The following is a 25011-nucleotide window of genomic DNA, read 5'->3' as shown; positions in this document are numbered from 1 at the left end:
TCTGCGGACGGGGGATCAGCCGGCCGGCAGCGGCTCCGAGGGGCAGCCGTTGAGCACCTTGCGCATCGCGTCGCGCTCCGCCGAGGTCACCCACACGCTGTACTTCTTCTTCACCGCCACCTGTCGCGCCACATAGTGGCAGCGGAAGGCGGAGTTCGGCGGCAGCCAGGTCGAGGTGTCGCCGTCGCTCTTGCGGCGGTTGGTGGAGGAGTCGACGGCGAGCAGGTTGAGCGGGTCGTTCGCGAAGTCCTCGCGCTTGTCGTCAGTCCACTGCGCCGCGCCCTTCTGCCAGGCGTCGGACAGGGCGACGGCGTGGTCGATGTCGACCTTGCTGGCGCCGCGGGTGTAAGTGATCTGCGTGCCGGTGTATGGGTCGGCGAGGACGCCCGAGGTGACGATGCACTTCTTGGCGCCGTCGCGGTAGGACGTCTTGCGCAGGTCGCGCTTGAGTATGTCGTCGCGCGTGTCGCAGTGGTTGTGGTCGGTGTCCGCCCATGCGGGGCCGAAGCGGTCCCGCGAGTAACCGGTCTTCGGCGCCCGGCCCTTCACCGTCAGTGCGTCGACCGCGGCAAGGGCGCTGCCCTTTGCGCCGACCTTGCCGCTGGGAGCGCCCGCGCCGGGGGGCGTGGCGCTGCTGGTGCCCGCGCCGACTGTCGGGTCCTTGCAGCCCGCCAGGGAGCCGCCCAGGGCGACGGCGAGGGCCGCCGCGCAGACCAGGGTGCGGGCGGTCCCGGTGTTCTTGTGCGCCAACTGCGCCATCTGTGCCTCTCAAGGGTCGTACGGGTGTCCCGGGTCCTGGCCGGGTCGGTACTGGTGCGGGTCGGGCCGGCCGGGTGCGGCGACCGGTACGACGAGCGGAAGAACGGTTCGTCAGTTTCCTTCCCCCAACGGCGGAGACTACGGCCCCCACCTCGGCACGCCTGCCGCCGGCTGCGGCGACCGGACCAATCCCGGCGTGCCGCGGTCGGGACCCGCCTGAGTCGTCGTCAAGCTGTTAACGCCCCGAACCGGGGCGAAACGGTCGGTCCGTGGCGTATCGCGGGGCGGCCGACGCGAAGGGAGGACCCGCGCATGGACGGTGACAGGGACAGTGCGGAGGCCGTACTGCCGGCCCAGGAGTCCGGGCCGCGGGACATTGCCCCGCCCGTGCGGGTCCACCCGGCGGCGGCCACCACGGCACCCGTTGCGGCGGCCGGCCGGCGGTGGCGCCTGCCGGCCCGCCTCGACCCGTGGCTGCTCGCCACGGGCTTCCTCGCCCTCTACGCGGCGCTTTCGCTGTCGCGTTACCGCCGGATGGAGACGATGTCCTGGGACCTGGGCATCTTCGAGCAGGCCGTACGCGGCTACGCCCATCTGCACGCCCCCGTCGCCGATCTGAAGGGGCCGGGCTTCGACGTGCTCGGCGACCACTTCAGCCCGATCATCGCGCTGATCGCGCCCCTCTACCGGCTCTTCCCCACGTCCGCGACGCTGCTGGTGGCGCAGGCACTGCTGTTCGCGCTCTCGGTCGTGCCCGTGACGGGCGCCGCGGCGCGGCTGCTCGGCCGCGGCCGCGGGCTGGCGGTCGGGGCCGCGTACGGGCTGTCCTGGGGTGTGCAGCGCGCGGTCGACTTCGACTTCCACGAGATCGCCTTCGCCGTGCCGCTGCTGGCGTTCTCGCTGGCCGCGGTACTGCGGCGGCGCTGGCGGACGGCGATGGGGTGGGCGGTTTCCCTGGTGCTGGTCAAGGAGGACATGGGCGCGGCGATCGTGATGATCGGCGCGGTGGTGTGGCTGCGGGCCGGGCACGACACGGTGCGCGGCACGAAAGGCGGCGGCTACGTACGCACCTGGGCGCTCGGCCTCGCCGCCTTCGGCGCCGTCGCGTCGGCCTGGGAGGTCAGCTGGCTCATCCCGGCCTTCCACGGCCCCGGCTACGACGCGCTGAACCACATCAACGGCGACGGAACGCTCACCTCCCACGTCCCGCCGGCCACCGCGCTGCGCACGGTGCTGTGGATCCTGCTGCCGGCCGGCGGGCTGCTCGCGCTGCGCTCGCCGCTGCTGCTCGTCGTGCTGCCGACGCTGGGCTGGCGCTTCCTGTCGTACTACCCGGAGAACTGGGGCACCGCCTGGCACTACAACGCCGTCCTGATGCCGGTGGTCTTCCTCGCGGCGGTGGACTGCGCCGCCGTGATCGGCGCCCCGGGACGCGGCCGCCGGGGGCCGGCGTGGCTGCGCTCGTGGGTCCGCGCGCTGCCGGCCATGATGCTGGGCGCCGCCCTCGCCCTGTGCACCCAGCTTCCGGTGGCCGGGCTGACCCACCGGGACGCCTACCGGGTCGACGGTCCCACCCGGGCGGCCAAGAAGGCGCTCGCCGAGATCCCCGACGGGGCGACGGTGGAGGCGAACGTCGGCCCGCTCAGCCGCCTCGTGCGGCGGACCACCGTCTACTGGGTCGGCCAGACCGGCGGCCTGGCGCCGGACTACCTGGCCTTCGAGAACCGCTCCGGGTGGCTGCAGGACCCGGCCGGCTACGCCCTGCAACTGCACCCCGAGGCCCGCTACTCGCTGGTCGCCGACGCCGGCGGCTACCTGGTGCTGCGCCGCGAGTGACCCCGCCGCCCGCGGCTACCCCTGGACCTGGCCGAGCCAGGCGAGCGTCCTGCGGATCTCGGCGGGGAAGGGGTGGTGCGGGCCGTGCACACGGCCCGCGTCGTAGAGGAGCCGGGTCAGGACGTCGCGCGCTGCGGCCCGGTCGCCGATGGACAGCAGCAGATGGGCGGTCCTGCGGCGGATGTCCAGCGGTGTGCCGGGGCTGGTGACGGCGTACTGCTCGAAGTACGGGAGCAGGACCCGGTATTCGGCAAGCGCGGCCCTGGGCTCGCCGAGGTGCTCCAGGCACTGCGCCGCCTCGTAGCGGAACTGCAGCGCCTGGCGGTCGGCGCCGCCGTACTGCGAGGCGAACTCGTCCGACAGCCGCCGCAGTTCGGGTAGCGCCCTGCGGTACTGCCCGTCCTCCATCAGCGTCGCCGCATACTGCTTGCGCAGGGCGCGCAGGACCGGGGAGTGCTCGCCGTGCTTCTCGGCCGCGGCCGGGATGATGCCGCCGAGCAGGTCGACGGCCTGGGTGATCCGGCCCGCGTCGAGCAGCCGCTTGACCTCGTCGACGGCCATCGCCAGGTCTGCCCCCTTCGGCGCGTGCGCCGGCGGCGGAGGCGGCGGCGCGGGCACGGCGGGGGCCGGTGCCGCGGCCTGGTCGGGCCAGGGCGCCTGCGGCCGCAGGAAGGGCCGCGTCGGGTCGAGCGGTCCTGGCGCCCGGTGGGCGGACCCCGGCGGCGGCAGCAGCGCGGCCAGTTCGCGGTAGACGTCCTGCGCGCCGGCGGGACGGTGCTGCGGGTCCTTGGCGAGCAGCCGCAGCACCAGGGACTCCAACGGCTCCGGCACCTCGGGACGCAGTTGGCGCAGTGGCACGGGGGCCTCGTACAGATGACGGTGCAGCACCCCCAGCGCGGTGGTGCCCGCGAACGGCACGTTGCCGCTGAGCAGTTCGTGCAGCAGTATCCCGAGCGCGTACAGGTCCGTGCGGGGGCCGACCGCGCCGCCCATCGCCTGCTCCGGCGCCATGTACGCCGGGCTGCCGATCGGCGAACCGGTGTGGGTCAGCCGGGTCGTGTCGGTGTCCATCACGGACGCGACCCCGAGGTCGAGCACGGTGAGCGTGCCGTCCGGACGGATCATCACATTGCGCGGCTTGAGGTCGCGGTGGACGATCGGCACCGCGTGGACCGCGGACAGCACCGCGCACAGCTGCGCGGCCACCGCCACGGCCCACGTCCACGGATACGGCTCGTGCTCGGCGAGATGGTCGCCGAGGTCGGCGCCCTCCACGTACTGCATCACCAGATAGAGCTCGTCGCCGTCCGCCCCCGCGTCATGGACGGTCACCAGGCCCGGGTGGTCGACCTGGGCGGTCACCCGGCACTCCCGCTCGAACCGCTGGCGCAGCTCGCCGGCCTCGTCCCCGCCGGCGACCTTGTCGGGCCGCAGCAGCTTCACCGCGACCCGACGGTCCAGCCGCCGGTCGTACGCCGTCCACACCTGACCCATGCCGCCCTGGCCGATGACGGTGGCCAGTTCGTACCGGCCGGCGATGAGCCGACCGATCACCGGCCCTCCTCCTTGCGGAGGTAGTCGCTCAACTCGTCCAGCTCCGCCCGCACCTGGTCCATCCGCTGCACCGGCGGCTGGGCCGGCGCCGAGGTCTGCGCGGGCATGGGCGTGGGTACGGGTGTCGGCATCGGGGTCTGCGAGGGCATCGGCGGCCGGGTCTGCATGGGCGCGGGCCGGGGTATCCCGCCGTGCGCAGGGCCCGGGTGCACCGGCCCGGGCATCGGGCCGTAGCCCGTCGCGTACGGATTCGGCGGGTAGCCGGTCGGCATCGCGTACCCGGCCGGCGGGGTGTCCTTGCGCCTGATGTCCATGACCAGGTAGTAGGCGGGGGTCCCGAACATGCACACCAGCACGGTCAGCGTTCCCGCGTTGGACTGCCAGCTGTCGGTGTTGTCGTGGGCCATCCCGACCAGGGTGTAGCCGACGATGATCGTGACGATGTCCAGGACCATCAGCGCCCAGTCCAGCGGGTTCCGCCGCACGATGGCCAGCCGCAGCAGTGAACCCCAGGCGAGGAAGCCGAGCGACAGCACCGGCAGGGCGGTGAAGAGCACGCGCAGCCAGATCACGCCCGCGCGACCGGCGGGGCGGGGCTGCGGCGGGGCGATGCCGGGGCCGTACATCTGGTGCTCCTGGTCGTCGAAGCGGATGGCTAGTCGAGAGCGTATCGGCCGCAACAGACAGGCGGCGCCGCTTCCGCGACGGCCTGTGGATAACTACCCGGGCCGCACCGTGCCGTCGGTCAGCCCGTCGTAGAGGCCCTGCACGAGCTGGTCGCCGAGCTGGGTCGCCTGACGCAGCGTCTCCTCGAAGGCGGCCAGGGTACGGAAGCGCTCGCCGTACCGCCGCTGGTCGGCCAGCGGCAGCCGCGGCACCTGGAGGCGGCGCACGTCGAGCCGGGTGGACGTCGAGGCGAAGCTGCTGGCCTGGCGGTTGTTGGCGGTGCCGCGCAGGAAGCCGGCCAGGAACCACGGGTCGAGTGCGGTGGTGTCCGGCCGCAGCAGGTACACGTTGCGGCCCAGCGCCGCACCCGCCGAGGCGCCGTCCACCACCCGGGCCACCGCGCCGCCGCCGAGGACCGGCACCACCACGTCGCCCTCCTCGACGAGCACCGGCTCCTCGACGCCGCCGTCCGGCCGCCCGGGCGGCAGCAGTCCCGTCGGCTCGCCGCCGACGACCACGTCGTGCTCGGTCAGCACGGCGTGGGCGGCCGCCGAGCCGTCGGCCCGGGCGGTGCCACCGCCGCCCGCCCGCATCAGCAGGGCGCCGGCCCTGGCGAGTTCGCCCACCGTCGTGGTGGGCCAGCGTGCGGGCTCACCGGCCGCCGGCGGGGCGGGGGCTGTCTCCGCGGTGCGCCGCAGGGTCATCGCCAGCCGGTCCCGTACGGACTCCAGCGCGGCGGCGCCGCCTTCCGCGGCCGGCGGCGGAAGGTGCCGCGCGGGCGTCACGTCCACGTCGTCGTCGAGCAGTTCGATGACCGGCAGCGTGCGGTTGACCCCCGGGCGGTCGGGCACCGACCCGTGCCGGTCGAAGGCGGCCCACACGTCGAGGACCGCCGCGCTGACGGCGTACCAGGGCGCCCTCTCCGCGCCGTGCCCCGGTATTCCGGCCGCGTCGAAGACCAGCAGTTCGCCCGGGGGCCGCCCGTCGGGGTCCGGCTTGCGCAGCACCCACAGATGGAGCGGAAGTCCGTGCGGCGGCGCCGCGCCCGCGGGCAGCGCCACGACCGCGCGCAGCGCTCCGCGGCGCAGCAGGTCGGCGCGGACCCGGCGGCCGGAGCGCCGGGACGCGGCTGCGGGCGGCATGAGCATCACGACGGTGCCGCCGTCGCGCACATGGGCCAGCGAGTGCTGCAGCCAGGCCAGTTCCGATTCGGTGCGTGCCGGGAAGCCGTACTCCCAGCGCGGGTCGTAGCCCAGCTCGTCGTGGCCCCAGTTGCGGTCGTTGAAGGGCGGGTGGCAGAGCACGGTGTCGACGACCAGCTCGCGGTAGGCGTCCTCGCGCAGGCTGTCCCCCGACCTGACCCTGACCCGGACGGCCGGGTCGGTGGCCATCGCGAGCCGCAGCGCGGTGAGCGCCGCCAGCTCGGGGTCGATCTCCTGCGCGTGCAGGGACCCGGTGGCCGAGGAGGCACGCAGCAGTGCCCCGCTGCCGCAGGCGGGGTCTAGCACGCGGCCGGGCCGTTCGCCGGCGAGCGCGGCCATCAGCTCGGCCGGCCCCTGCGGAGTGAGGGTGAACTGCCGCGGGTTGGCGTCCAGATAACGGCCGAAGAGGAACTCGTAGGTCTGGGCGGGGCCGGTGTCCTCGGCGAACTTCGCGGTCGTGCGCAGCAGCGGTACGGCGTCGTCGAGGCTGTCGGGGAGCCGCACCGGGTGCTCGGGGCCGAATCGTGCGGCCAGGGCCGTCTCCATCTCGGCCGGCAGCCGGGCGGCGAACTCCTCGTCGGTGGCCGCGCTGTAGCTAACGGATATGGCGGGGTCGCCCTGCATGAGCATCAGCAGGGAGCCCGCGACGCGCAGGGCGGCGGGCACGCCGTCGGGATGGCTGTCGGCCCGCTGCCACAGCCTTTCGCGCAGCGGCACGGAGGGGAGCTTGCCCTGCTGCTGGAGCCAGCGCTCGACAGCGGTCAGCTCGTAGGTGGGACTGGTGTCGGACCCGCCGACGGGCTTGGGGAAGTCGTCGTGGCGCCGGCGCCAGTTGCTGACGGCGGCCCTGCCGACACCGGCCAGCCTGGCGATTCCCGCCGCTGTCACCTCACTCGCGTGCTCGGGCACGGTCCTCTCCTTCCCCGGGTTCGTCCGCGGCGCCTGTGCGCGTGCTGGCGAGCATACCCAGACCCGGTGCGCGGACCCCTTCACGACGTGAACATCACTCGTTCGAGTTTTGCTGTTGACTCGGTTCACAGTTGGATGCTGTCATGGTGACAACGGTTCACAGGGCCATCGAGGCCCGCCGACCACTGGGGGGAATTCCCATGTCCACGATGTCTCTCGTCCGGCTCGCCGCCGCCGGCACCGTCGCCGCCGTCCTCGCGATCGGCACGGCGGCCTGCGGTCCCGCGGACGACTCCGCCTCCTCGTCCGGCTCCTCCGGCACGGCCGCCGGCAGCACCGCACCGTCCGCATCCGCGCCCGCCTCCGCGCCCGCAAAGAAGAAGGAGGACAAGCCGGCGGTCAAGGCGGCCTTCAAGGGGGACGGCACCTTCCAGGTCGGCACCGACGTCCAGCCCGGCACCTACAAGACCAGCGGGAACGACGACGGCATGTGCTACTGGGAGCGGGCCAAGGACGCCAAGGACGACACCGACTCGATCCTGGCCAACGACACGGTCGCCGGCAGCAGCTACGTGACGATCAAGCCGACGGACAAGATCTTCACCTCGACGGACTGCAAGGACTGGTATCCGGCCGGGGCGGACAAGCCCGCCGCACCGAAGACGTCGATGGGCGACGGCATGTACAAGGTGGGCACGGACATAGCCGCCGGCACGTACAAGGCCAAGGGCGGGGAGGCCTGCTACTGGGAGCGCACCAAGGACGCGCTGCACGACCTGGACTCGATCCTGGCGAACGACAACGTCACCGGCCAGGCCGTGGTCACCATCACCGCCAAGGACGCCTACTTCAAGACGGGCGACTGCGGCACGTGGACCAAGACCGGCTGAGCGGGCGGCGGAAAGGGCCGGGCGGGCGAGCATGCGAGCAGGCTCGTCCGTCCCATGGGTCCCGCGCGGACAGCGTCGTCCCGTATCTTTTCCCGCAGACCCCGACCCCGCTTCCTCGGGAGGACGACGATGGACAGGGCCGAGGCCGTCATACCGCACAAGAGCGGCGAGGCCGCGCCAGGCACCGCCTCGCCGGGCCCCTCCGGCCTCGCGGGGGTGCGGGAGCGGTTCGCGGCGGCACGACTGGACCCCTATCTGCTGGCGGTGGCCTTCTTCGTCGCCTACGTCCTGCTGTCGATGGTCCGCTACCGGCGGATGCTGACGATGTCGTGGGACCTGGGCATCTTCGAGCAGGCCGTGAAGGGCTACGCGCACCTGCACGCGCCGACAACCCAGTTGAAGGGTCCCGGCTTCAACGCGCTCGGCGACCACTTCAGCCCGGTCACCGCGCTGATAGCACCCTTCTACCGGGTCTTCCCGACACCCGCGACGCTGCTGGTGGCGCAGGCGCTGCTGTTCGCGCTGTCGGTGGTACCGGTCACCCGGGGCGCCGGGTTGCTGCTGGGACGGGGGCGCGGGCTGGCGGTCGGCGCGGCCTACGGGCTGTCGTGGGGCCTGCAGCGGGCGGTCGACTTCGACTTCCACGAGATCGCCTTCGCCATGCCGCTGCTGGCCTTCTCGCTGGAGGCGGTGGTCCGCAAGCGCTGGGCCGCGGCGATGTGGTGGGCGCTGCCGCTGGTGCTGGTCAAGGAGGACCTGGGCGTCACGGCGGCGACGATCGGCGCCATCGTCTGGTGGCGCACCCGGGAGAGCGGGGCGCAGGGGGCGTCCGTCCCGGCGCAGGCGACGGCGCCGGACGAGGAGCAGCAGGACGGCGCGGCCGCGGGCGACGCGGCCGGGCCGGACGGGGCCGGGCAGGCCGGCACAGCGGAAGGGGGTGACCAGGTGGAAGGGCCGCTGAGCGACGCGGAGCGGTACGGACCGTGGGCGATCGGGCTGATCGGCTTCGGAGTGGCGGCGTCCGCGCTGGCCCTCTACGTGCTGATCCCCGCCTTCCACGGCCCCGGCTACGACGCGTTCAACCACATCAACGGCGACGGCACGATGACCGGGCACATCCCGTTCGGCACCGCGGTGCGCACCCTGCTGTGGATACTGCTGCCGACCAGCGGGCTGCTGGCGCTGCGGTCGCCGCTGATCGTCGCGGCGATGCCGACCATCGGCTGGCGCTTCCTGTCGCACTACCCGGAGAACTGGGGCACGGCCTGGCACTACAGCGCGGTGCTGATGCCGGTGGTCTTCCTGGCCATGGTGGACGCGGCGGCCCGGTCCAGGCAGAGCCCGCGGCCGTGGCTGCGCTCGTACGCGTCCGGAGTACCGGCCGCGGCGGTCGGCGCGGCGATGGCGCTGACCTTGTCGCTGCCCCTGGCGTCACTCGGCCATACCGACACCTACAAGGTCGACGCGCGCACCAAGGCGGTCGAGAAGGTGCTCGACCTGATACCCGACGGCGCCACCGTGGAGGCCAATGTCGGGCCGATCAGCCGGCTGGTGCACCGCACCACCGTCTACTGGGTCGGCGGCACCAACGGCGTGGTGCCGCAGTACATCGCGCTGGACAACTCCAGCGGGTGGGTGCCGGACCCGCTGACGTACGGCACCCAGCTGCACCCGGGAGCAACGTACACGCAGATAGCCAACCAGGACGGCTACGTGATCCTGCGCCGCAACTAGGACAGGCCCTATGACCCCGGCTCGACCGGGTAGTCGACGTAGGCGAAGTGGCGGCTGTCGGGGGACCAGCTGTTGACGTTGAGGCTGCCCTGGCCGCCGAAGAAGGCGAGCAGGTCGCGCGGGGCGCCGCCGGCGGGGTCCAGCAGGCGCAGCACGACGTCGCGGTCGGCGGGATGGCCCTCGGTGCCGGGCGGGAAGCTGATGTAGAGGACGTGCCGCCCGTCGGGGGAGGGATGGGGGAACCAGTTGACGCGTTCGTCCGAGGTCAGCCGGGTCAGGTCGGAGCCGTCGGGGCGCATACGGAAGAGCTGGGCGTGACCCGGGACGGTGGCGCCGTGCTCGGAGTTGAAGAGGATCCAGTCGCCGTCGGGGGTGAACTCCGGGCCGTCGGCAGGCGCCGGGGTGTCGGTCAGCCGGGTGTCGGGGCCGCCTGCCGCGGGGACGGTGAAGATGTTGCGGTAGCCCCATTCGTCGCCGCCGTACGGCTCCACACCGACGTAGGACAGGGTCAGCCCGTCCGGTGAGACGCCGTGCAGGAAGTGCCGGAAGGGGCCGGGGCCGCGGTCGTTGGTGACCCGGCGGGCCGGACCGCCGGTGAAGGGGACCGCGTGGATGTGCCCGTCGCCCGCGGACAGGTAGACGGTGGCGCCGTCCGGCGACAGCACGTGGTCGTTGTTGGCGTCGGTGATGCCGCCGGTGTCGATGACCTCGGGCAGCACTCCGTCACCGGGTGCGGCGTCGGCGGGGATGCGCAGCAGCAGGCCGTCCTGGTTGAAGACCAGCCAGCGGCCGTCGGGGGACCAGTTGGGCGCCTCCAGGGCGCTGTCCGCGGTCTCGTGGACGAGCCGCGGAAGGCCGCCCTCGATGTCGCCGACCAGCAGCCGGGCGCGCTGCCCGGGGGCCAGCGGCCTTACGTTCGTCCCCGCACCGGTGATCGTCACGCCCGCACTGTAACCGCGGGCGGGGCGGCGGTCGCCGGCCGGGGGCGATCGGGAGGGGACTGAGGACAGGAGGGTGGAGGTGCGGGGGTTACGTGTCGAGGACGGTGGTCAGAAAGTCCGCGGTCCACTGGAGCAGTTCCCGGCCCACGACCGGTTTGCCGCCGATGCGGGCGGTGGACGGCCGGGGCACCAGGACCTGGTGGGTGGCGGGCTTGAGGACGGCGCGCGGGTGCAGCCGGGTCAGCCGCAGCTCCTGCGACTCGCGCAGTTCGACCGGGCCGAAGCGGATGTTGCTGCCCTGCAGGGTGATGTCGGTGACACCCACCTTGCGGGCCAGCATGCGCAGGCCGGCGACCAGCAGCAGGTTCTCCACCGGTTCCGGCAGCGGGCCGTAGCGGTCGACGAGCTCCTCCCGGACGGCGGTGACGTCCTCGGCGGAGTTGGCGGCGGCGATGGCGCGGTAGGCCTGCAGCCGCAGGCGCTCGCCGGGGGCGTAGTCGTGCGGGACGTGGGCGTCGACCGGCAGTTCGATCTTGACCTCGAGCAGCGTCTCCTCCGGCTCGCCGCCCGACTCCAGGGCCGACCGGTAGTCGGCGACGGCCTCGCCCACCATCCGCACGTAGAGGTCGAAGCCGACGCCCGCGATGTGGCCGGACTGCTCGCCGCCGAGGAGGTTGCCCGCGCCGCGGATCTCCAGGTCCTTCATGGCGACGTACATGCCCGCGCCCATCTCGGTGTGCTGGGCGATGGTGGCGAGCCGTTCGTGCGCGGTCTCGGTGAGCGGCTTCTCCGGCGGGTAGAGGAAGTAGGCGTAGCCGCGCTCGCGGGAGCGGCCGACCCGGCCCCGCAGCTGGTGCAGCTGGGACAGGCCGAAGGTGTCGCCGCGCTCCACGATCAGGGTGTTGGCGTTGGCGATGTCGATCCCGGACTCGACGATCGTGGTGGAGACCAGCACGTCGAAGCGCTTCTCCCAGAAGTCGACCACGACCGACTCCAGGGCCGCCTCCCCCATCTGCCCGTGGGCGGTGGCGATACGCGCCTCCGGCACGATCTCCCGCAGCCGGGCCGCCGCCCGGTCGATGGACTCGACCCGGTTGTGGATGTAGAAGACCTGGCCCTCGCGCAGCAGTTCACGCCGGATGGCGGCGCCGATCTGCTTCTCCTCGTACGGCCCGACGAAGGTCAGCACGGGGTGCCGCTCCTCGGGCGGGGTGGTGATGGTGGACATCTCTCGGATGCCGGTGACCGCCATCTCCAGGGTGCGCGGGATGGGGGTGGCGGACATGGTCAGGACGTCGACGTTGGCCCGCAGCTTCTTGAGCTGCTCCTTGTGCTCGACGCCGAAGCGCTGCTCCTCGTCCACGATCACCAGGCCGAGGTCCTTGAAGCGGGTCTCGGAGGAGAACAGCCGGTGGGTGCCGATGACGATGTCCACCGACCCGTCGAGCAGGCCCTCCAGCACCGCCTTGGCCTCGGAGTCGCTCTGGAAGCGGGACAGCGCCCGCACGTTGACCGGGAACTGCGCGTACCGCTCGGAGAAGGTGCCGAAGTGCTGCTGCACCAGCAGCGTCGTCGGGACGAGCACGGCGACCTGCTTGCCGTCCTGCACCGCCTTGAAGGCCGCCCGCACCGCGATCTCGGTCTTGCCGTAGCCGACGTCGCCGCAGATCAGCCGGTCCATCGGGACGGACTTCTCCATGTCCTCCTTGACCTCGGCGATGGTGGTGAGCTGGTCGGGGGTCTCCACGTAGGGGAAGGCGTCCTCCAGCTCGCGCTGCCAGGGGGTGTCGGGCGCGAAGGTGTGGCCGGGGGCGGCCATCCGGGCGGAGTACAGCCTGATCAGGTCGGCCGCGATCTCCTTGACCGCCTTCTTCGCCCGCGCCTTGGTCTTCGTCCAGTCCGCGCCGCCCAGCCGGTGCAGGGTGGGGGCCTCGCCGCCGACGTACTTGGTGATCTGCTCCAGCTGGTCGGTGGGTACGAAGAGCCGGTCGCCGGGCTGGCCGCGCTTGGCGGGGGCGTACTCGACGACCAGGTACTCGCGGGTGGCGCCCTGGACGGTGCGCTGCACCATCTCCACGTAGCGGCCGACGCCGTGCTGCTCGTGCACGATGTAGTCGCCGCCGGCCAGGGTGAGCGGGTCGATGGTCTTGCGGCGCCGGGACGGCATGCGCCCCATGTCCTTGGTGGAGGACCGCTGCCCCGACAGGTCGGTCTCGGTCAGCACGGCGAGCCGCAGCCCCGGGTCGATGAAGCCGTGCTCGATCGAGCCGGTGGCGACGTGCACCACGGAGGTGGCCAGGCCGGTCAGCTCCACGTCGAGCCGGGCGGCGATGCCCTCGCCCGCCAGCACCTCGGCGACCCGGGCGGCCGGGCCGTGGCCCTCGGTGACGTAGACCGTCCGCCAGCCGTCGGCGATCCAGCCCTTGGTGTCGGCCAGCGCCCGTGCGGTGTCGCCGCGGTACAGCTCGGGGGCGCGCATGCCCAGCGCGAGGGTGTCGCCGTCCAGCTCGTCCGCCTCGCCGGCGGCGAAGGGGCTCACCGACCACCACGGCACGCCCAGCTCGCGCGCCCGCTCGCGGACCTCGGCGATCGGCCACAGCGACGCGGCGCCCAGGTCGATCGGCGCCTCGCCGCCGCCGGCCGACGCCGCCCAGGACGCCTCCAGGAACTCCCGCGAGGTCGCCACCAGGTCCGCGGCCCTGGTCCGTACCCGCTCCGGGTCGCACACCACGGTCATCGCACCGGCGGGCAGCACGTCGAGCAGCAGCTCCATGGAGTCGACCAGCACCGGGGCCAGCGACTCCATGCCCTCGACCGCGATGCCCTCGGCGATCTTGTCCAGCAGCTCGCGCAGCTCGGGGTGCCGGCCGGCCAGCTCGGCGGCCCGCGCCCTGACGTCGTCGGTGAGCAGCAGCTCGCGGCACGGCGGCGCCCACAGGCCGTGCTCGGCGACCTCGAGCGAGCGCTGGTCGGCGACCTTGAAGTAGCGGATCTCCTCGACCTCGTCGCCCCAGAACTCCACCCGCAGCGGGTGCTCCTCGGTCGGCGGGAAGACGTCGAGGATGCCGCCGCGCACCGCGAACTCGCCGCGCTTCTCGACCAGCTCCACCCGGGCGTACGCGGCGGCCGCCAGGCCGTCGACGATTGCGCCCAAATCGGCGCTGCTCCCGCTGCTCAGCGCCACGGGCTCCAGGTCGCCGAGGCCCTTGACCTGCGGCTGCAGCACCGAGCGGATCGGGGCGACCACGACCTGTACGGGACCGGCCGACGGGTCGTCGGCCCGCGGGTGCGCGAGGCGGCGCAGCACCGCGAGCCGGCGGCCGACGGTGTCGCTGCGCGGGGAGAGCCGCTCGTGCGGCAGCGTCTCCCACGCCGGGTACTCCACGACGGCGTCGGGCGGCAGCATCGAGCGCAGTGCCGCGGCCAGGTCCTCGGTCTCCCGCCCCGTGGCGGTGACGGCGAGGACGGTGCGGTGCGCCTTGGCGGCGAGTGCCGCGACGGCGAGCGGGCGGGCGGCGGGCGGGCCGACCAGGTCCACGTGCGGCCGCGATCCGGAGACCGCGGCCTGGACCGCCTCAGCCAGCGCGCTGTCGGCGACGACGGCGTCGACCAGACCGTTGAGACTCATACAGGTTCCGTCCCGGGGGGTGGGTCAGGGGGGCGCCGCCACGCCCTGCTTCCACGGGCAACGCGAACCGCCCGACACGTGTCACGGGCCGGGGGTCACTCCAGCGTACGGCCTCCGGCCGGGGTTCACTCCCGGTACGCCTCCCCCCGGGCGCTGCGGGGCGCCCCCGGAACGCACGGCACCCCCGCGCCCTGGCGGGCACGGGGGTGCGCGGGTCGCGTACGGGCGCTAGTCCGTGGCGATGGCGTTGAGGACGTTCATGCGGCCCGCCCGGAAGGCCGGGAGGAGGGCGGCGAGCAGGCCCACCACCGCGGAGCCGATGAAGACGATCACGATCGTCGCCCAGGGGATCTGCAGGATGCCCAGGCCCTGGGAGGCGAGCACCCGCTGCCCGGTGGCGCCCCAGCCGAGGCCGAGGCCCAGGCCCACCAGGGCGCCGAAGAGCGCGATGACGACCGACTCCAGGCGGATCATCCGGCGCAGCTGGCGCCGCGAGGTGCCGATGGCCCGCATAAGGCCGATCTCCCGGGTGCGCTCCACCACCGACAGCGCCAGGGTGTTCACCACGCCGAGGATGGCGACGATGATCGCGAGGCCGAGCAGCGCGTAGATCATGTAGAGCAGCTGGTTGACCTGGCTCTGGATGAGGTCCTTGTAGTCGGCCTGGTCGCGGACGTCGATCTGCGGGTAGGACTTCACGGAGGCCTTGAGCGAGGCGTAGGCCTCCTTCTCCTTGCCGTCCACCGCCTTGGCGAACATCATGAAGTCGCCGGGCATCTTGTCCGCGGGCAGGTAGCTGCGGGCGGTGGCGATGTTGGTGAACATCGACCCGTGCTCGATGGTGGTGTCGTCGCTGGTGATCGCGGCGACCTTCAGGTGCGCGGGCCGGCCGCCGGTCATCAGCACGGTCAGCTCGTCGCCGAGCTTGAGGTGGTGGTCCTTGGCGAAGCCCTCGGGCAGCGACATCGCGTCCTTGCCGTAGGCGTCGGCGAGCTTGCCCTGGACGGTCTTGAGCTGCAGGTCCTGCGGGTAGGTCGGGTCGGCCGCACTCAGGTCCGTCTTGACGGTGCTGCCGGACGGCAGCGTGAGCTTGGCGTTGACGACCGTGTAGTGGGTGAAGTGCTCGATGTCCTTCGTCGAGGTGAGCGCCTTCTCCGCGGCCGGGGTGAGCGTCTGGTTGCCGTTGTTGCCGACCTGGACGATGAAGTCCGCGCCGACCGACTTGTCGAGCTGGTCGTTGGCGGAGGCCACCATGGACGAGCCGACCACCGACATGCCGGCCACCAGGGCCAGGCCGATCATCAGCGCGGAGGCGGTGGCGCCGGTACGCCGCGGGTTCCGCAGCGCGTTGCGCTCGGCGAGGCGTCCCATCGGGCCGAAGAAGCGCAGGACGACCGCGCTCACCGCCCGTACGATCACACCGGCCAGCAGCGGGCCGACGATGACGAAGCCGACCAGGGTGAGCAGCACGCCCAGGCCCAGCAGACCGCCGCCGGAGGAGGCCTTGTCGGCCTGTCCCGCACCGACCAGGGCCAGCGCGCCGGCCGCGCAGACCAGGATGCCGATCGCGGCGCGGATGCGTCCCGCCCTGCCGTCGGCCGGGGTGCCGGCGTCCCGCAGCGCGGCCATCGGGGAGATCTTGCCCGCCCGGCGGGCCGGGATGTAGGCGGAGACCACGGTGACGATGACGCCGATGGCCAGGCCGATGACCGGCGTGGTGGCCTTGATGGTCAGCTCGGAGGTGTCGAGCTTCATCCCGACCTTGCCCATCAGGTTCATCAGCCCGATGGCCAGGCCGATGCCGCCGCCGATGCCGAGCACCGAGCCGGTGACGCCGAGCAGCACCGCCTCGATCAGCACCGACCTGTTGACCTGCCGGCGGCTGGAGCCGAGCGCCCGCATCAGCCCGATCTCCCGGGTGCGCTGGGCGACCAGCATGGAGAAGGTGTTGACGATCAGGAAGATGCCGACCAGGACGGCGATACCGGCGAAGCCGAGCATCGCGTACTTCATGAAGTTCAGGAAGCCGCCGAGGTCGTCCTGGTCCTTCTTCTTGGTCTCGGCCGCGGTGTCGATGGTGTAGCCGCTGCCGATGGCCGCCTTGACGTTCTGCTTGAGCTGGTCGTCGGTGGTGCCGGCGGCGGCGGTCAGGCCGAAGCCGGTGTACTCCGAGGTGCTGCCGAGCAGCTTGGCCTGCGCGGTGGCGGTGTCGATGTAGACGACCGCCGCGCCCGGGTTGGTGGTCTTGAAGGTGGCGATGCCGGAGATGGTGACCTTGAAGTCGCCGGGGGCCGCGATGACCCGCAGCGTGTCGCCGATCCCCAGGTGGTGCTTCTTGGCGGTGTCGGCGTCCAGTACCGCCTGGTCCGCGCCCTGCGGGATGTGGCCGGAGGAGATCTCCACGGCCTTGGTCTCGGTGGGGTCCCAGTTGCTGACGATGGTCGGGGCGCCGGACGACGGGCTGATCTTGTCGTTCTCGGCGTCCGCGACGGTGACGTCCTGGCTGGTCACGTCGGGGTCGGACGTGGCGACGCCGGCCACGTGCACCAGCTTCTGCTGGAGCGAGGCGGGGACGGCGTCCGGCATCCCGGTGGCCTGCCGGTCGTCGACCTTCTTGGCGCTGATGGTGACGTCGGAGGCGGTGGAGCCGAAGAGCTTGTCGAAGGTGGCGGTCATGGTGTCGGTGAACACCAGGGTGCCGCAGACGAAGGCCACCGAGAGCAGGACGGCGATCGCCGAGAGGGCCATTCTGCCCTTGTGCGCGAAGAAGTTGCGCACCGAGGTCTTGAGGACGGTCATGAGGTCCTCCCGCGACCGTCGAAGGACTTCATGCGCTCCAGGACGGACTCGGCCGTCGGGTTGGCCATCTCGTCCACGATCCGGCCGTCGGCCAGGTAGAGGACGCGGTCGGCGTAGGAGGCGGCGACCGGGTCGTGGGTGACCATGACGATGGTCTGGCCGAGTTCGTCGACCGAGCGGCGCAGGAAGCCCAGGACCTCGGCGCCGGCCCGCGAGTCGAGGTTTCCGGTCGGCTCGTCGCCGAAGATGATCTCGGGGCGGGCGGCCAGGGCGCGGGCCACGGCGACGCGCTGCTGCTGGCCGCCGGACAGCTGGGTCGGGCGGTGCTTGAGCCGGCCGGCCAGGCCGACGGTCTCCACGACCCGGTCGAACCACTCGCGGTCGACCTTGCGGCCCGCGATGTCCATCGGCAGCGTGATGTTCTCCGCCGCGTTGAGGGTCGGGAGCAGGTTGAAGGACTGGAAGATGAAGCCGATCTTGTCCCGGCGCAGCTGGGTGAGCTTCTTGTCCTTCATGCCGGTGATCTCGCTCTCGCCGACCCAGATGCGGCCCTCGGTGACCGTGTCGAGTCCGGCGAGGCAGTGCATGAGGGTGGACTTGCCGGAGCCCGAGGGACCCATGATCGCGGTGAAGCGGCCGCGCATGATGTCCACGTCCACCGCGTCCAGCGCGACGACGCGGGTCTCGCCCGCGCCGTACGACTTCGTCACCGAGCGCCCCGCAGCGGCAACAGCTGAACGTCCTCCGTTGCCCCCGGCCTTGGGAATCGTCACTGCCGTTGTCACTGTGTCTCCTGTGTCGTCGTGTGGATCGGGCTGCTGTGTGTACATCAGCCTGCTGGAGCCCGCCGTGCCGCACGATGGGGAAGGTCTCCGTCTTGCTGGTGGGGGTATCCCCACCCCGCCCTATGACCGTAAGGAACGCCTAAGGCGCGAACGTCATCCGCCGGTACGAACCTGGGGTGCCCCAAAGTAGGTGCCTCCCCCTAGGGGACGGCAGGACCCGGCTCGTACCGGGGTAAGGGCCACGCCTCGGCGAGCCGCTCGGGCGCAGGTCAGTGGGCTGCGAGGGTGAGGCGTACGGTGCGGCCGCCGCCGATCAGCGTGGCCAGGGCGAGGTCGATGTCGGGGCCGGCGTACCAGTCCCCCGCGTGGTCGATGGCGTAGACCCGGCCCTCGGCGTCGATGGCCAGCAGGGCGCCGGAGCCGGGCTCCTCGCCGAGCGGGCTGACCTCGGTCTCCAGCGCCCGGCCGAGGTCGGAGAACGTACGCGCCATGTGCAGGCCCACGAGCGGGTCCACGGTGACCGCGCTGGGCGCGACCTGCCGGCCGGGTCCTGAGGCGGGCGGGTAGGCGAGCCCGCCGAACTCGGCCCACGCCTCGACGGCGGCCGGGAAGACGGCGTGCCGGTGGCCGCCGGGCGACACGTGGTCGCGCAGCAGGTCGGCCCAGTCCTCGGCCTGCTTGATGTCCCAGCGGCCGGGCTCCCAGCCGCCGGCCCGCAGCGCGGCGTCGACGCCGACGGGGAATCGCACACTGGCTGTCATCGGGGCGTTCATTCCCCTTCTGCTTCTGCCGACGGGTCGACCGCCCGTACCCCGAAGTGGGCCAGCAGCGGGGCGCAGGAGCGGCAGGGCGCGGCGTATGCGCCGTGCGCGGGGTCGCCGTCCTCGCGTATCCGGCGGGCCGTCAGCTTCGCCCCGCGCAGCGCCTTGCGCGCCTCGCCCTGGGTCAGCGGGCGGCGCGAGGCCCGCTTGCTGCGCTGCGCCTCGACCGCGGCCAGATGCCGTGAAATGAGCACCGGCTCCGCGCACCGGCCGGTGAAGCGCTCACGCTGCGCAGCGGGCAGCGCGTCCAGGAACTCCTGCACGATCGGGTGCAGTACGGGCGGCTGGTCGCCCTTGGCGCCGGTGCAGCTGAGCACCTCGTCGCGGATGGACAGCGCGGCGGCGACCGCGGGCAGGATGCCGTCCCTGCGGTGCCGCAGCGACGGCGGTCCCTCCCGGTGCCGGGGCGCGCTCCAGGTCAGCCTGGGGTCGGCGGCCCCTGCCGGCGGAAAGTGAGTTGTCATGTTTTACGTGCGTCCCTCCGTCCGCCCGCCGGGCGGGCGATCCCCCGTACGTTGATCAGAGTGCCAAACGCGCCGCGAGATGGGGAAGCGGAACACGTCTGCGCGCCCATTGTGTGTGGGCCATGTCACCATCGGGTGACCGAAAGCCGACACGGCAGGCACAGTGCGTACACACCGAACACATGAACGTCACATCCGGACGGCATGAAAGCCACCGGCGGCGTACATAGCGGCGGCGTGACACATGCGCGGCCGCCGGGCGGCCGCACATATGGCCGAGCCCGCCGCCCGAACCCGCCGCCGAGCCGCCGAGCCGCCGAGCCCGCCGAACCCGCCGACCGAACGCTCCGTCATGTGCGCCGCACAGCAGGGACACAGCGTCCGGTCCGGCATGGACGCGAGCCACCGCGAGCAGGGAGTATCGGCAGTCGGCCCGCGCCTGCGGGTCCCCCCACACCGCCGAACCAGGGAATGTGACCTCGATGCACAAGACCCGGCTCCGTCTGGCCGCGGCAGCGCTGCCCGCGCTGCTGCTCGCCGCCGCCTGCTCGTCCGCCGACTCCAAGGACTCCCCCAAGGTCCCGGACGGCACGGCGAACATCCTCAGCGGCAAGGCGCCGCTGACCACCGACCAGCTCAGCAGGGCACTGGTCACGGACTCCGACCTGCCCGGCTGGACCGTCCAGCCGTCGCAGACCGCCGACTCCTCCGACACCTCCACGCTCACCGCGGACAAGGCGGTCTGCCAGCCGCTCGCCGACGTCACCAGCAGCAGTCCGAAGATCCACCGGATGGCGTTCGTCGGCGCGGCCTTCGCCAAGACCACGAAGACCAGCGGCGCGACTCCCGACGTGATCAACCAGATGCTGGTGGCCAGCCATGCGCCGGGCGACGCGAAGAAGGTGATCGAGTCGGTGAAGACCGCGCTCGCCGGCTGCACGGGCTTCACCGCCACCGACAGCTCGGGGACGAAGACGCCCTTCACCGTCAGCAAGGGACCCGCGGTGCCGACCGGCGACGAGTCGGTGTCGTACGTGATGAACGACTCGGCGGACAAGAAGACCGGCGCCGCGCTGGTGGCCGTCGTGCAGACCGGCGACACGGTGACGGCGTACGTGTCGGTGAAGTCCAGCGGCGGCGCGGGACCGCTGCCCATCGACGTGGCGCGCAAGCAGAGCGAGAAGCTCAAGACCGCGCTGGCGGCCAGGAAGTAGCCCGCGCGGGCACCCTGCTGTGAGCAGACCCACAGCGGAGGGGGCGGCCCCGTTGCCGTAAAGTCGCGCGGCAACGGGCCGCCGCCCGGGGGATCGCCGTCGCCCGTGGGACGCCGGGGACGGAAACGACACAGGGGATCGCATCGATGCCGATACGCGCAGACCATCGCCTACTGACCGGTAGGCGGGCCGTGGCCGCCGCCGCGCTGCTGCCCGCCCTCGCGCTCGCGACCGCCTGCGGCGGCGGCGGCAAGGACACCCCGGGGCAGGTCAAGGCGTCCGGCGCGGTGCCCATCGCCAAGCTGACGTCGGCGCTGCTGACCTCCTCGGACGTGCCGCACGTTCAGGTGCTGCCGGCCGGCAGCAAGGAGCAGCTGCTCGGCGCCGCGCAGAAGGCCGACGTGGCGGCCTGCCAGCCGGTGGTCGACCAGTGGAGCAGCCAGCCCAAGCACCCGCGGCAGGTCTACACCGGCGCGATGGTCACCGACACCACGGACAAGGACAAGGGCGCCAAGACGATCTCGCTGACCGTCATCGCCTCGTACAGGGCGGGCGACGCGAAGGCGGTCCTGGACGAGCTGGCCGCGGCGGTCGCCGCGTGCCACGGCTACGCGGTGGTGCGCGGCGGCGTGACCAGCCACTTCGTGGTGAAGCCCGCGACCGCCGCGGCGGGGCTCGGCGACCAGCAGGTCTCCTACACGATCGGCGACACCGCCAAGGGCGCCGCGGGCCAGGTGCTGGTCACCGTGGTCAGGGCCGGCGACACGACGGCGGCCTTCGAGACGGTGCGCGCCGACCACCAGCCGGCGTCCCTGCGCAGCACGATCCCGGTGAAGCAGGTCGCCAAACTGCGCACCGCCGCCAAGGACGGGTGACGCGGCCGGGCACGCCGGTGCAAGTGCCCGTGCGCTGACCGGCGCACGCGCCGGTCAGCGCACCTGCGACAGGCCAGGACAACAGGCCCTAGGCTGTCGTCATCACCCGTACGCACCAGGGGGCAGCAGTCATGACGACAGGTCGGCAAGGGCTGGGGGCGGCGCCTCCCGGCCCCGGAGCGGGGGGTCGGACCGCGCCGCCGAACGCGGCCTATGCCGGGCAGGTCGTGCACTTCCCCGACCCGCTACGGGCCGGCCGCTACCCGCAGGGCGTCTGGATCGACGACGCGGGGCACCCCGACTTCTCGCCGTACGCCCGCGCCGCGGCCGACATAGCCGAGCCTCCCGAGGGCTTCGGCATCGACGAGCTGCGGCTGACCGACTACGTCTCGGCGAACGCCGCACTGCACGCCGCGGGCCACGAGCTGTGGGGCAGCCTGCCCCCGGTGGCCACCCCGCACGGCTGGACCTGGCACCACGTGGCTGGCAGCCGCCGGCTCGAACTGGTCCCGGCCGAGGTCAAGGCGCTGCTGCGGCACCACAGCGGGCTCGCGGAGTCCGTCGCCGACCACGCCAAGCGCGGCACCCGCCCGCTGCAGGAGACCCGGCCGGTGCACTTCGCGCTGCCGAAGGATCCGGTGGCGGTCAGCGAGGCGCAGGTGCGGGACGTCGAGGAGGAGCTCGGCTACCGGCTGCCGGGGTCCTACCGGGCCTTCCTGAAGGCGGCCGGCGGCTGCGCCCCCCGCGGGGTGGCGCTCGACCCCGAGCTGGGGCTCCTGATCGACCAGCCGTTCTTCACCGTCCGGGACACCGCGGCGGCCAACGACCTGGTCTACGTCAACAAGTGCCTGCGGGACCACCTCACCAAGGACTACCTGGCGATCGGGTACATCCAGGGCGGGCTGCTCACGGTGAAGGTGAAGGGCGGGAACGCGGGCTCCGTGTGGTTCTGCGCCTACGACGACGCGCGCGACGGCGACCGCTGGGACACCCCGGCCGACCGGGTCGCGGAACTGCTGCTGCCGTGCGGCGACTCGATCGACGCCTTCCTGCTGCGGCTGGCCGGCAATCCGCCGGAGCTGGAGACGGTCGCGAACCTGATGGTCGACGGCGGTTTCGCCACCGCCGTCGCGGTGGAGGGGTGAGCCGGACATGGTGACATTCGCTCAGGCGCAGGAACGCGCGGAGCACTGGATCAACGGCGACGTGCTGCCCTACGAGCACCGCGAGATCCAGGTCCGCGAGTTCGACCTCGGCTTCGTCATCTGGTCGGAGCCGCGCGAGGGCGGCCCCTCGGCGGACGACGGCGGCGACGTACGGGTGGTCATCGCCCGTGACAGCGGGGAGGCCACCTTGTGGCCGGCCCTGCCCATCGGCGAGTTGATACGCCGCTACGAGGAGGAGTACGGCGCGGTGCCGAACGACGCGGCGCCCGAGCCGCCGCAGCGCATCGACCTGGAGGCGACGTCCTTCCTGCTGAGCCCGCCGCAGTGGCTCCAGGACGCGGCGGACCGCATGGGCATCCCGGACCGCAGGCCGGACAGCGGGAGCGGCTCCAGCTCCGGCTCCGGCTCCGGCAGCGCGGACAGTGCGTCCGGGTCCGGTGAGTCCGCGGGCCGTATCGACTACCGCAGGCCCGCCGTCGCGGAGAGCACGCCGCAGGAGTCCGAGCGGCCCGCGGCCGCGTCCGCGGCTTCCGGCGGCGTGGACTACGTGCGCCGCTCCGCCGTGCCCGAGCAGAGCGGCCCGCAGGACGGCGGCAGTTGGGCGGGCAAGACGGTCAGCGACACCGGCGAGGGCCAGTCGGTGCCGGTGCCCGCCACCGTCTTCGCGCCGCCGATCAGCGGCGCCGACCTCCCGCAGGACCCGGCGCGGCCCGTCTCCTCCGAGGCGCGGACCAAGCTGCTGCCCGGCGGCGGCGGGCAGCCCGAGCAGCCGGCCGGCCCCACGCCGCCTCCGGCCCAGGGCGGGGTGCCGCACACGGTGGGCGGCTCCGCCTATCCCCCGCCGAGCGGCCCCGGCGTCCCCCTGCCGCCGCCGTCCGCGGGCGCTCCGGCAAGCAGTGGCGCCGGCAATGTACCGAGCGGCGCCGCGGACATCGCGGCCATGGAGACGGCGAAGGCGGTACGCGGCAATGTGCCGCCGGCTCCCCCGTCCCCGCAGGGCGGTACGCCCCCGCCGCCTCCCCCGGCGAGCAACGACCCGCACTACGCGGCCACCATGCTCGCCGGACCCGGCACACCGCCCCCCGCACCCTTCGCCGGTGCACAAGGCGGCGGTACGCCCCCGCCGGCACCCTTTGCCGCCGCCCAGGGCACCCCGCCGCCGTACGCCGGCGCGCAGGGCACCCCGCCCCCGCCGCCCTACGCCGGCAGCGGCCAGGCCGCACCCCCTCCCCCGGCGAGCAACGACCCGCACTACGCGGCCACCATGCTCGCCGGACCCGGCACACCGCCCCCCGCACCCTTCGCGGGCGCACAAGGCGGCGGTACGCCCCCGCCGGCACCCTTTGCCGGCGCCCAGGGCACCCCGCCCCCGCCGCCCCACGCGGGCAGCGGCCAGGCCGCACCCCCTCCCCCGGCGAGCAACGACCCGCACTACGCGGCCACCATGCTCGCGGGGCCCTCGGTCACCGGACCCGCGCTGGGCGGTTCGCCGCCGCCTCCGGCGCCCGGGCCGTTCGCCGGCGTGCCCGGCGGCGGTACGCCCCCGCCGCCGCCCTATGCGGGCGGGGCGGGTCCCGCGGCTCCGCCGCCCGCGCCCGCGTACGGCTACCCGCAGCCGCCGGCCGGTGTGCCGACGGTGGGGCCTGGCTACATGGCGGTGCTGCGCTACCGCGGCCAGGACGGCAGCGAGCAGCAGATCATCCGGCGCTCCGCCCCCGGCACCCCGCATCCGGAGTGGCAGATCCTGCACGAGCTGCGGTCGGCCGGGGTGCGCCCCGAGCAGGTGCTCGAACTGCACACGGAGCTGGAGTCCTGCGACCTGCCGGGCGGTTACTGCACCCGGATGATCAGGGAGACCTGGCCGCAGGTGCGGATCAGCCACACCGCGCCTTACGGTCGGGACCACGCGAGCCGCCGGCAGGGCGTGCAGCACCTGCTGACGCACCAGGGCGAGCTGCACCAGGTGGCGGGCGCCCCCGCCCGCCCGCAGCCGCAGCGGGTGCCGATGCCCGACCCGCACACCGTGCTGCGGGTGCCGCCGGTCGGGCTCGACGTGATCGGGCAGGAGCTCGCGGGTGCCTTCGGGCCGCCCGGGGTCTTCCGCTTCGACCAGCGGGCGGTCTCGCGGCAGGGGGTGCCGGACATCGTGGCGCAGACCCTGATGTGGGCCGGGCTGCCGGTGGACTTCGGGCCGTTCTTCTGGGCGCAGGCCCAGCCCGGCCAGCCGGTGCCGACGCTGGCGGAGCTGGCCGCCTCCCGCGGTGTGCAGCCGGCCGCGGACGCGGGCTCGTACCTGGTGATGGGCAACGACTTCGGCCGCCAGCTGTGCGTGCAGTACGGCACCGCGCACATCGTGGCGCTGCCGCTGGAGGCGGGGCCGGCCGGTTCGCCGCCCGCGGCGCCGCAGTTCGTCAACTCCAGCCTGCCCGAGTTCGCCCGCAGCCTGGCGCTGCTCGGCCGGATGTGGCGGCTGCGGATCGGGCTCACGCCCGAGCAGGCGGGGCACTGGACGGTGGACTTCCAGGCGCAGCTGGCCGCGCAGGACCCGGCGGCGATCGCGTCGCCCGACAACTGGTGGTCGGTGCTGATCGAGCAGATGTGGGACGGACTGCTGTAGCCGCCTCGCCGGAGGCGGCGGCGGCCTGACAGGTTCGCCGCGGTACATGGCGCAGGGCCGGGCGGAAGGGTGTGCACCCTTCCGCCCGGCCCTGCGGCGTTTTCCGGGTAGGAGAACAGCCGGAGTGTCGTAGCTCGTACAATTCGGTCAT

At 73.1% G+C, this 25011-nt stretch carries 17 protein-coding genes; 7 read left to right on the top strand and 10 right to left on the bottom strand.

What is annotated here, in order from left to right:
- Positions 1–15: 15 nt before the first annotated feature.
- A complete protein-coding gene (locus tag NFU81_RS40125) occupies positions 16–759 on the bottom strand; it encodes an HNH endonuclease family protein (RefSeq protein WP_251502190.1) in 744 nt (247 codons plus the stop codon).
- A 312-nt stretch (positions 760–1071) separates the two neighbouring features.
- Here NFU81_RS40125 and NFU81_RS40120 point away from each other — a divergent pair, with 312 nt between their 5' ends.
- The gene (locus NFU81_RS40120; RefSeq protein WP_251502188.1) at positions 1072–2595 is read left to right on the top strand and encodes a DUF2079 domain-containing protein; all 1524 of its coding nucleotides are present in this window, start codon (positions 1072–1074) and stop codon (positions 2593–2595) included.
- Positions 2596–2610: 15 nt separating this feature from the next.
- Here NFU81_RS40120 and NFU81_RS40115 read toward each other — a convergent pair whose 3' ends face one another.
- The 3 genes from NFU81_RS40115 to NFU81_RS40105 all read right to left on the bottom strand — a co-directional run bounded on the left by NFU81_RS40115 (position 2611) and on the right by NFU81_RS40105 (position 6926).
- Positions 2611–4149: a serine/threonine-protein kinase gene (locus NFU81_RS40115; RefSeq protein WP_274037032.1), complete on the bottom strand. Its 1539-nt coding sequence runs from the start codon at positions 4147–4149 to the stop codon at positions 2611–2613.
- The gene (locus NFU81_RS40110; RefSeq protein ID WP_251502186.1) at positions 4146–4775 is read right to left on the bottom strand and encodes a hypothetical protein; all 630 of its coding nucleotides are present in this window, start codon (positions 4773–4775) and stop codon (positions 4146–4148) included. Before NFU81_RS40110 ends, NFU81_RS40115 begins: the two co-directional genes overlap by 4 nt.
- Positions 4776–4868: 93 nt before the next feature.
- On the bottom strand, positions 4869–6926 hold the full coding sequence (locus NFU81_RS40105; protein WP_251502185.1) for an N-6 DNA methylase: 2058 nt from the start codon (positions 6924–6926) through the stop codon (positions 4869–4871).
- A 200-nt stretch (positions 6927–7126) separates the two neighbouring features.
- Between NFU81_RS40105 and NFU81_RS40100 the strand changes: the two genes are divergently transcribed.
- Positions 7127–7816 (top strand): Rv1352/Rv1906c domain-containing protein, encoded by a 690-nt coding sequence (locus tag NFU81_RS40100; protein ID WP_251502183.1) that lies wholly within the window; start codon positions 7127–7129, stop codon positions 7814–7816.
- Between the two features lie 129 nt (positions 7817–7945).
- Entirely contained in the window at positions 7946–9550 is a 1605-nt protein-coding gene (locus tag NFU81_RS40095) for a DUF2079 domain-containing protein (protein ID WP_251502181.1), read from the top strand.
- Between the two features lie 8 nt (positions 9551–9558).
- Here NFU81_RS40095 and NFU81_RS40090 read toward each other — a convergent pair whose 3' ends face one another.
- From NFU81_RS40090 to NFU81_RS40065, 6 genes are all read right to left on the bottom strand, one after another.
- Complete coding sequence (locus tag NFU81_RS40090) at positions 9559–10491, bottom strand: TolB family protein (RefSeq protein WP_251502179.1); 933 nt, start codon at positions 10489–10491, stop codon at positions 9559–9561.
- 88 nt (positions 10492–10579) lie between these two features.
- Entirely contained in the window at positions 10580–14119 is a 3540-nt protein-coding gene (mfd, locus tag NFU81_RS40085; RefSeq protein ID WP_251502177.1) for a transcription-repair coupling factor, read from the bottom strand.
- 228 nt (positions 14120–14347) lie between these two features.
- Positions 14348–16918: an ABC transporter permease gene (locus tag NFU81_RS40080; RefSeq protein WP_251502175.1), complete on the bottom strand. Its 2571-nt coding sequence runs from the start codon at positions 16916–16918 to the stop codon at positions 14348–14350.
- Entirely contained in the window at positions 16915–17703 is a 789-nt protein-coding gene (locus NFU81_RS40075) for an ABC transporter ATP-binding protein (protein ID WP_251502173.1), read from the bottom strand. The genes NFU81_RS40080 and NFU81_RS40075 overlap by 4 nt, the downstream gene beginning before the upstream one ends.
- A 269-nt stretch (positions 17704–17972) precedes the next feature.
- Positions 17973–18476, bottom strand: coding sequence for an SUKH-3 domain-containing protein (locus NFU81_RS40070; RefSeq protein ID WP_251502171.1), 504 nt, complete (start codon positions 18474–18476; stop codon positions 17973–17975).
- Complete coding sequence (locus NFU81_RS40065; RefSeq protein WP_251502169.1) at positions 18473–18988, bottom strand: YwqJ-related putative deaminase; 516 nt, start codon at positions 18986–18988, stop codon at positions 18473–18475. Before NFU81_RS40065 ends, NFU81_RS40070 begins: the two co-directional genes overlap by 4 nt.
- A 482-nt stretch (positions 18989–19470) precedes the next feature.
- Between NFU81_RS40065 and NFU81_RS40060 the strand changes: the two genes are divergently transcribed.
- The 4 genes from NFU81_RS40060 (at position 19471) to NFU81_RS40045 (ending at position 24860) form a co-directional block, all read left to right on the top strand.
- Complete coding sequence (locus NFU81_RS40060) at positions 19471–20202, top strand: sensor domain-containing protein (RefSeq protein ID WP_251502167.1); 732 nt, start codon at positions 19471–19473, stop codon at positions 20200–20202.
- A 146-nt stretch (positions 20203–20348) separates the two neighbouring features.
- Positions 20349–21077, top strand: coding sequence for a hypothetical protein (locus NFU81_RS40055; RefSeq protein WP_251502165.1), 729 nt, complete (start codon positions 20349–20351; stop codon positions 21075–21077).
- A 131-nt stretch (positions 21078–21208) separates the two neighbouring features.
- On the top strand, positions 21209–22222 hold the full coding sequence (locus NFU81_RS40050; protein ID WP_251502163.1) for an SMI1/KNR4 family protein: 1014 nt from the start codon (positions 21209–21211) through the stop codon (positions 22220–22222).
- A 7-nt stretch (positions 22223–22229) separates the two neighbouring features.
- Positions 22230–24860 (top strand): SUKH-4 family immunity protein, encoded by a 2631-nt coding sequence (locus tag NFU81_RS40045; protein WP_251502159.1) that lies wholly within the window; start codon positions 22230–22232, stop codon positions 24858–24860.
- The last annotated feature ends 151 nt before the right edge of the window (positions 24861–25011 follow it).

The sequence above is a fragment of the Actinacidiphila cocklensis genome (assembly GCF_907177275.1).
Taxonomy (GTDB): domain Bacteria; phylum Actinomycetota; class Actinomycetes; order Streptomycetales; family Streptomycetaceae; genus Actinacidiphila; species Actinacidiphila cocklensis.
The sequence above is the reverse complement of the archived record's forward strand: the minus strand, read 5'-3'. Positions and strand labels throughout refer to the sequence as shown.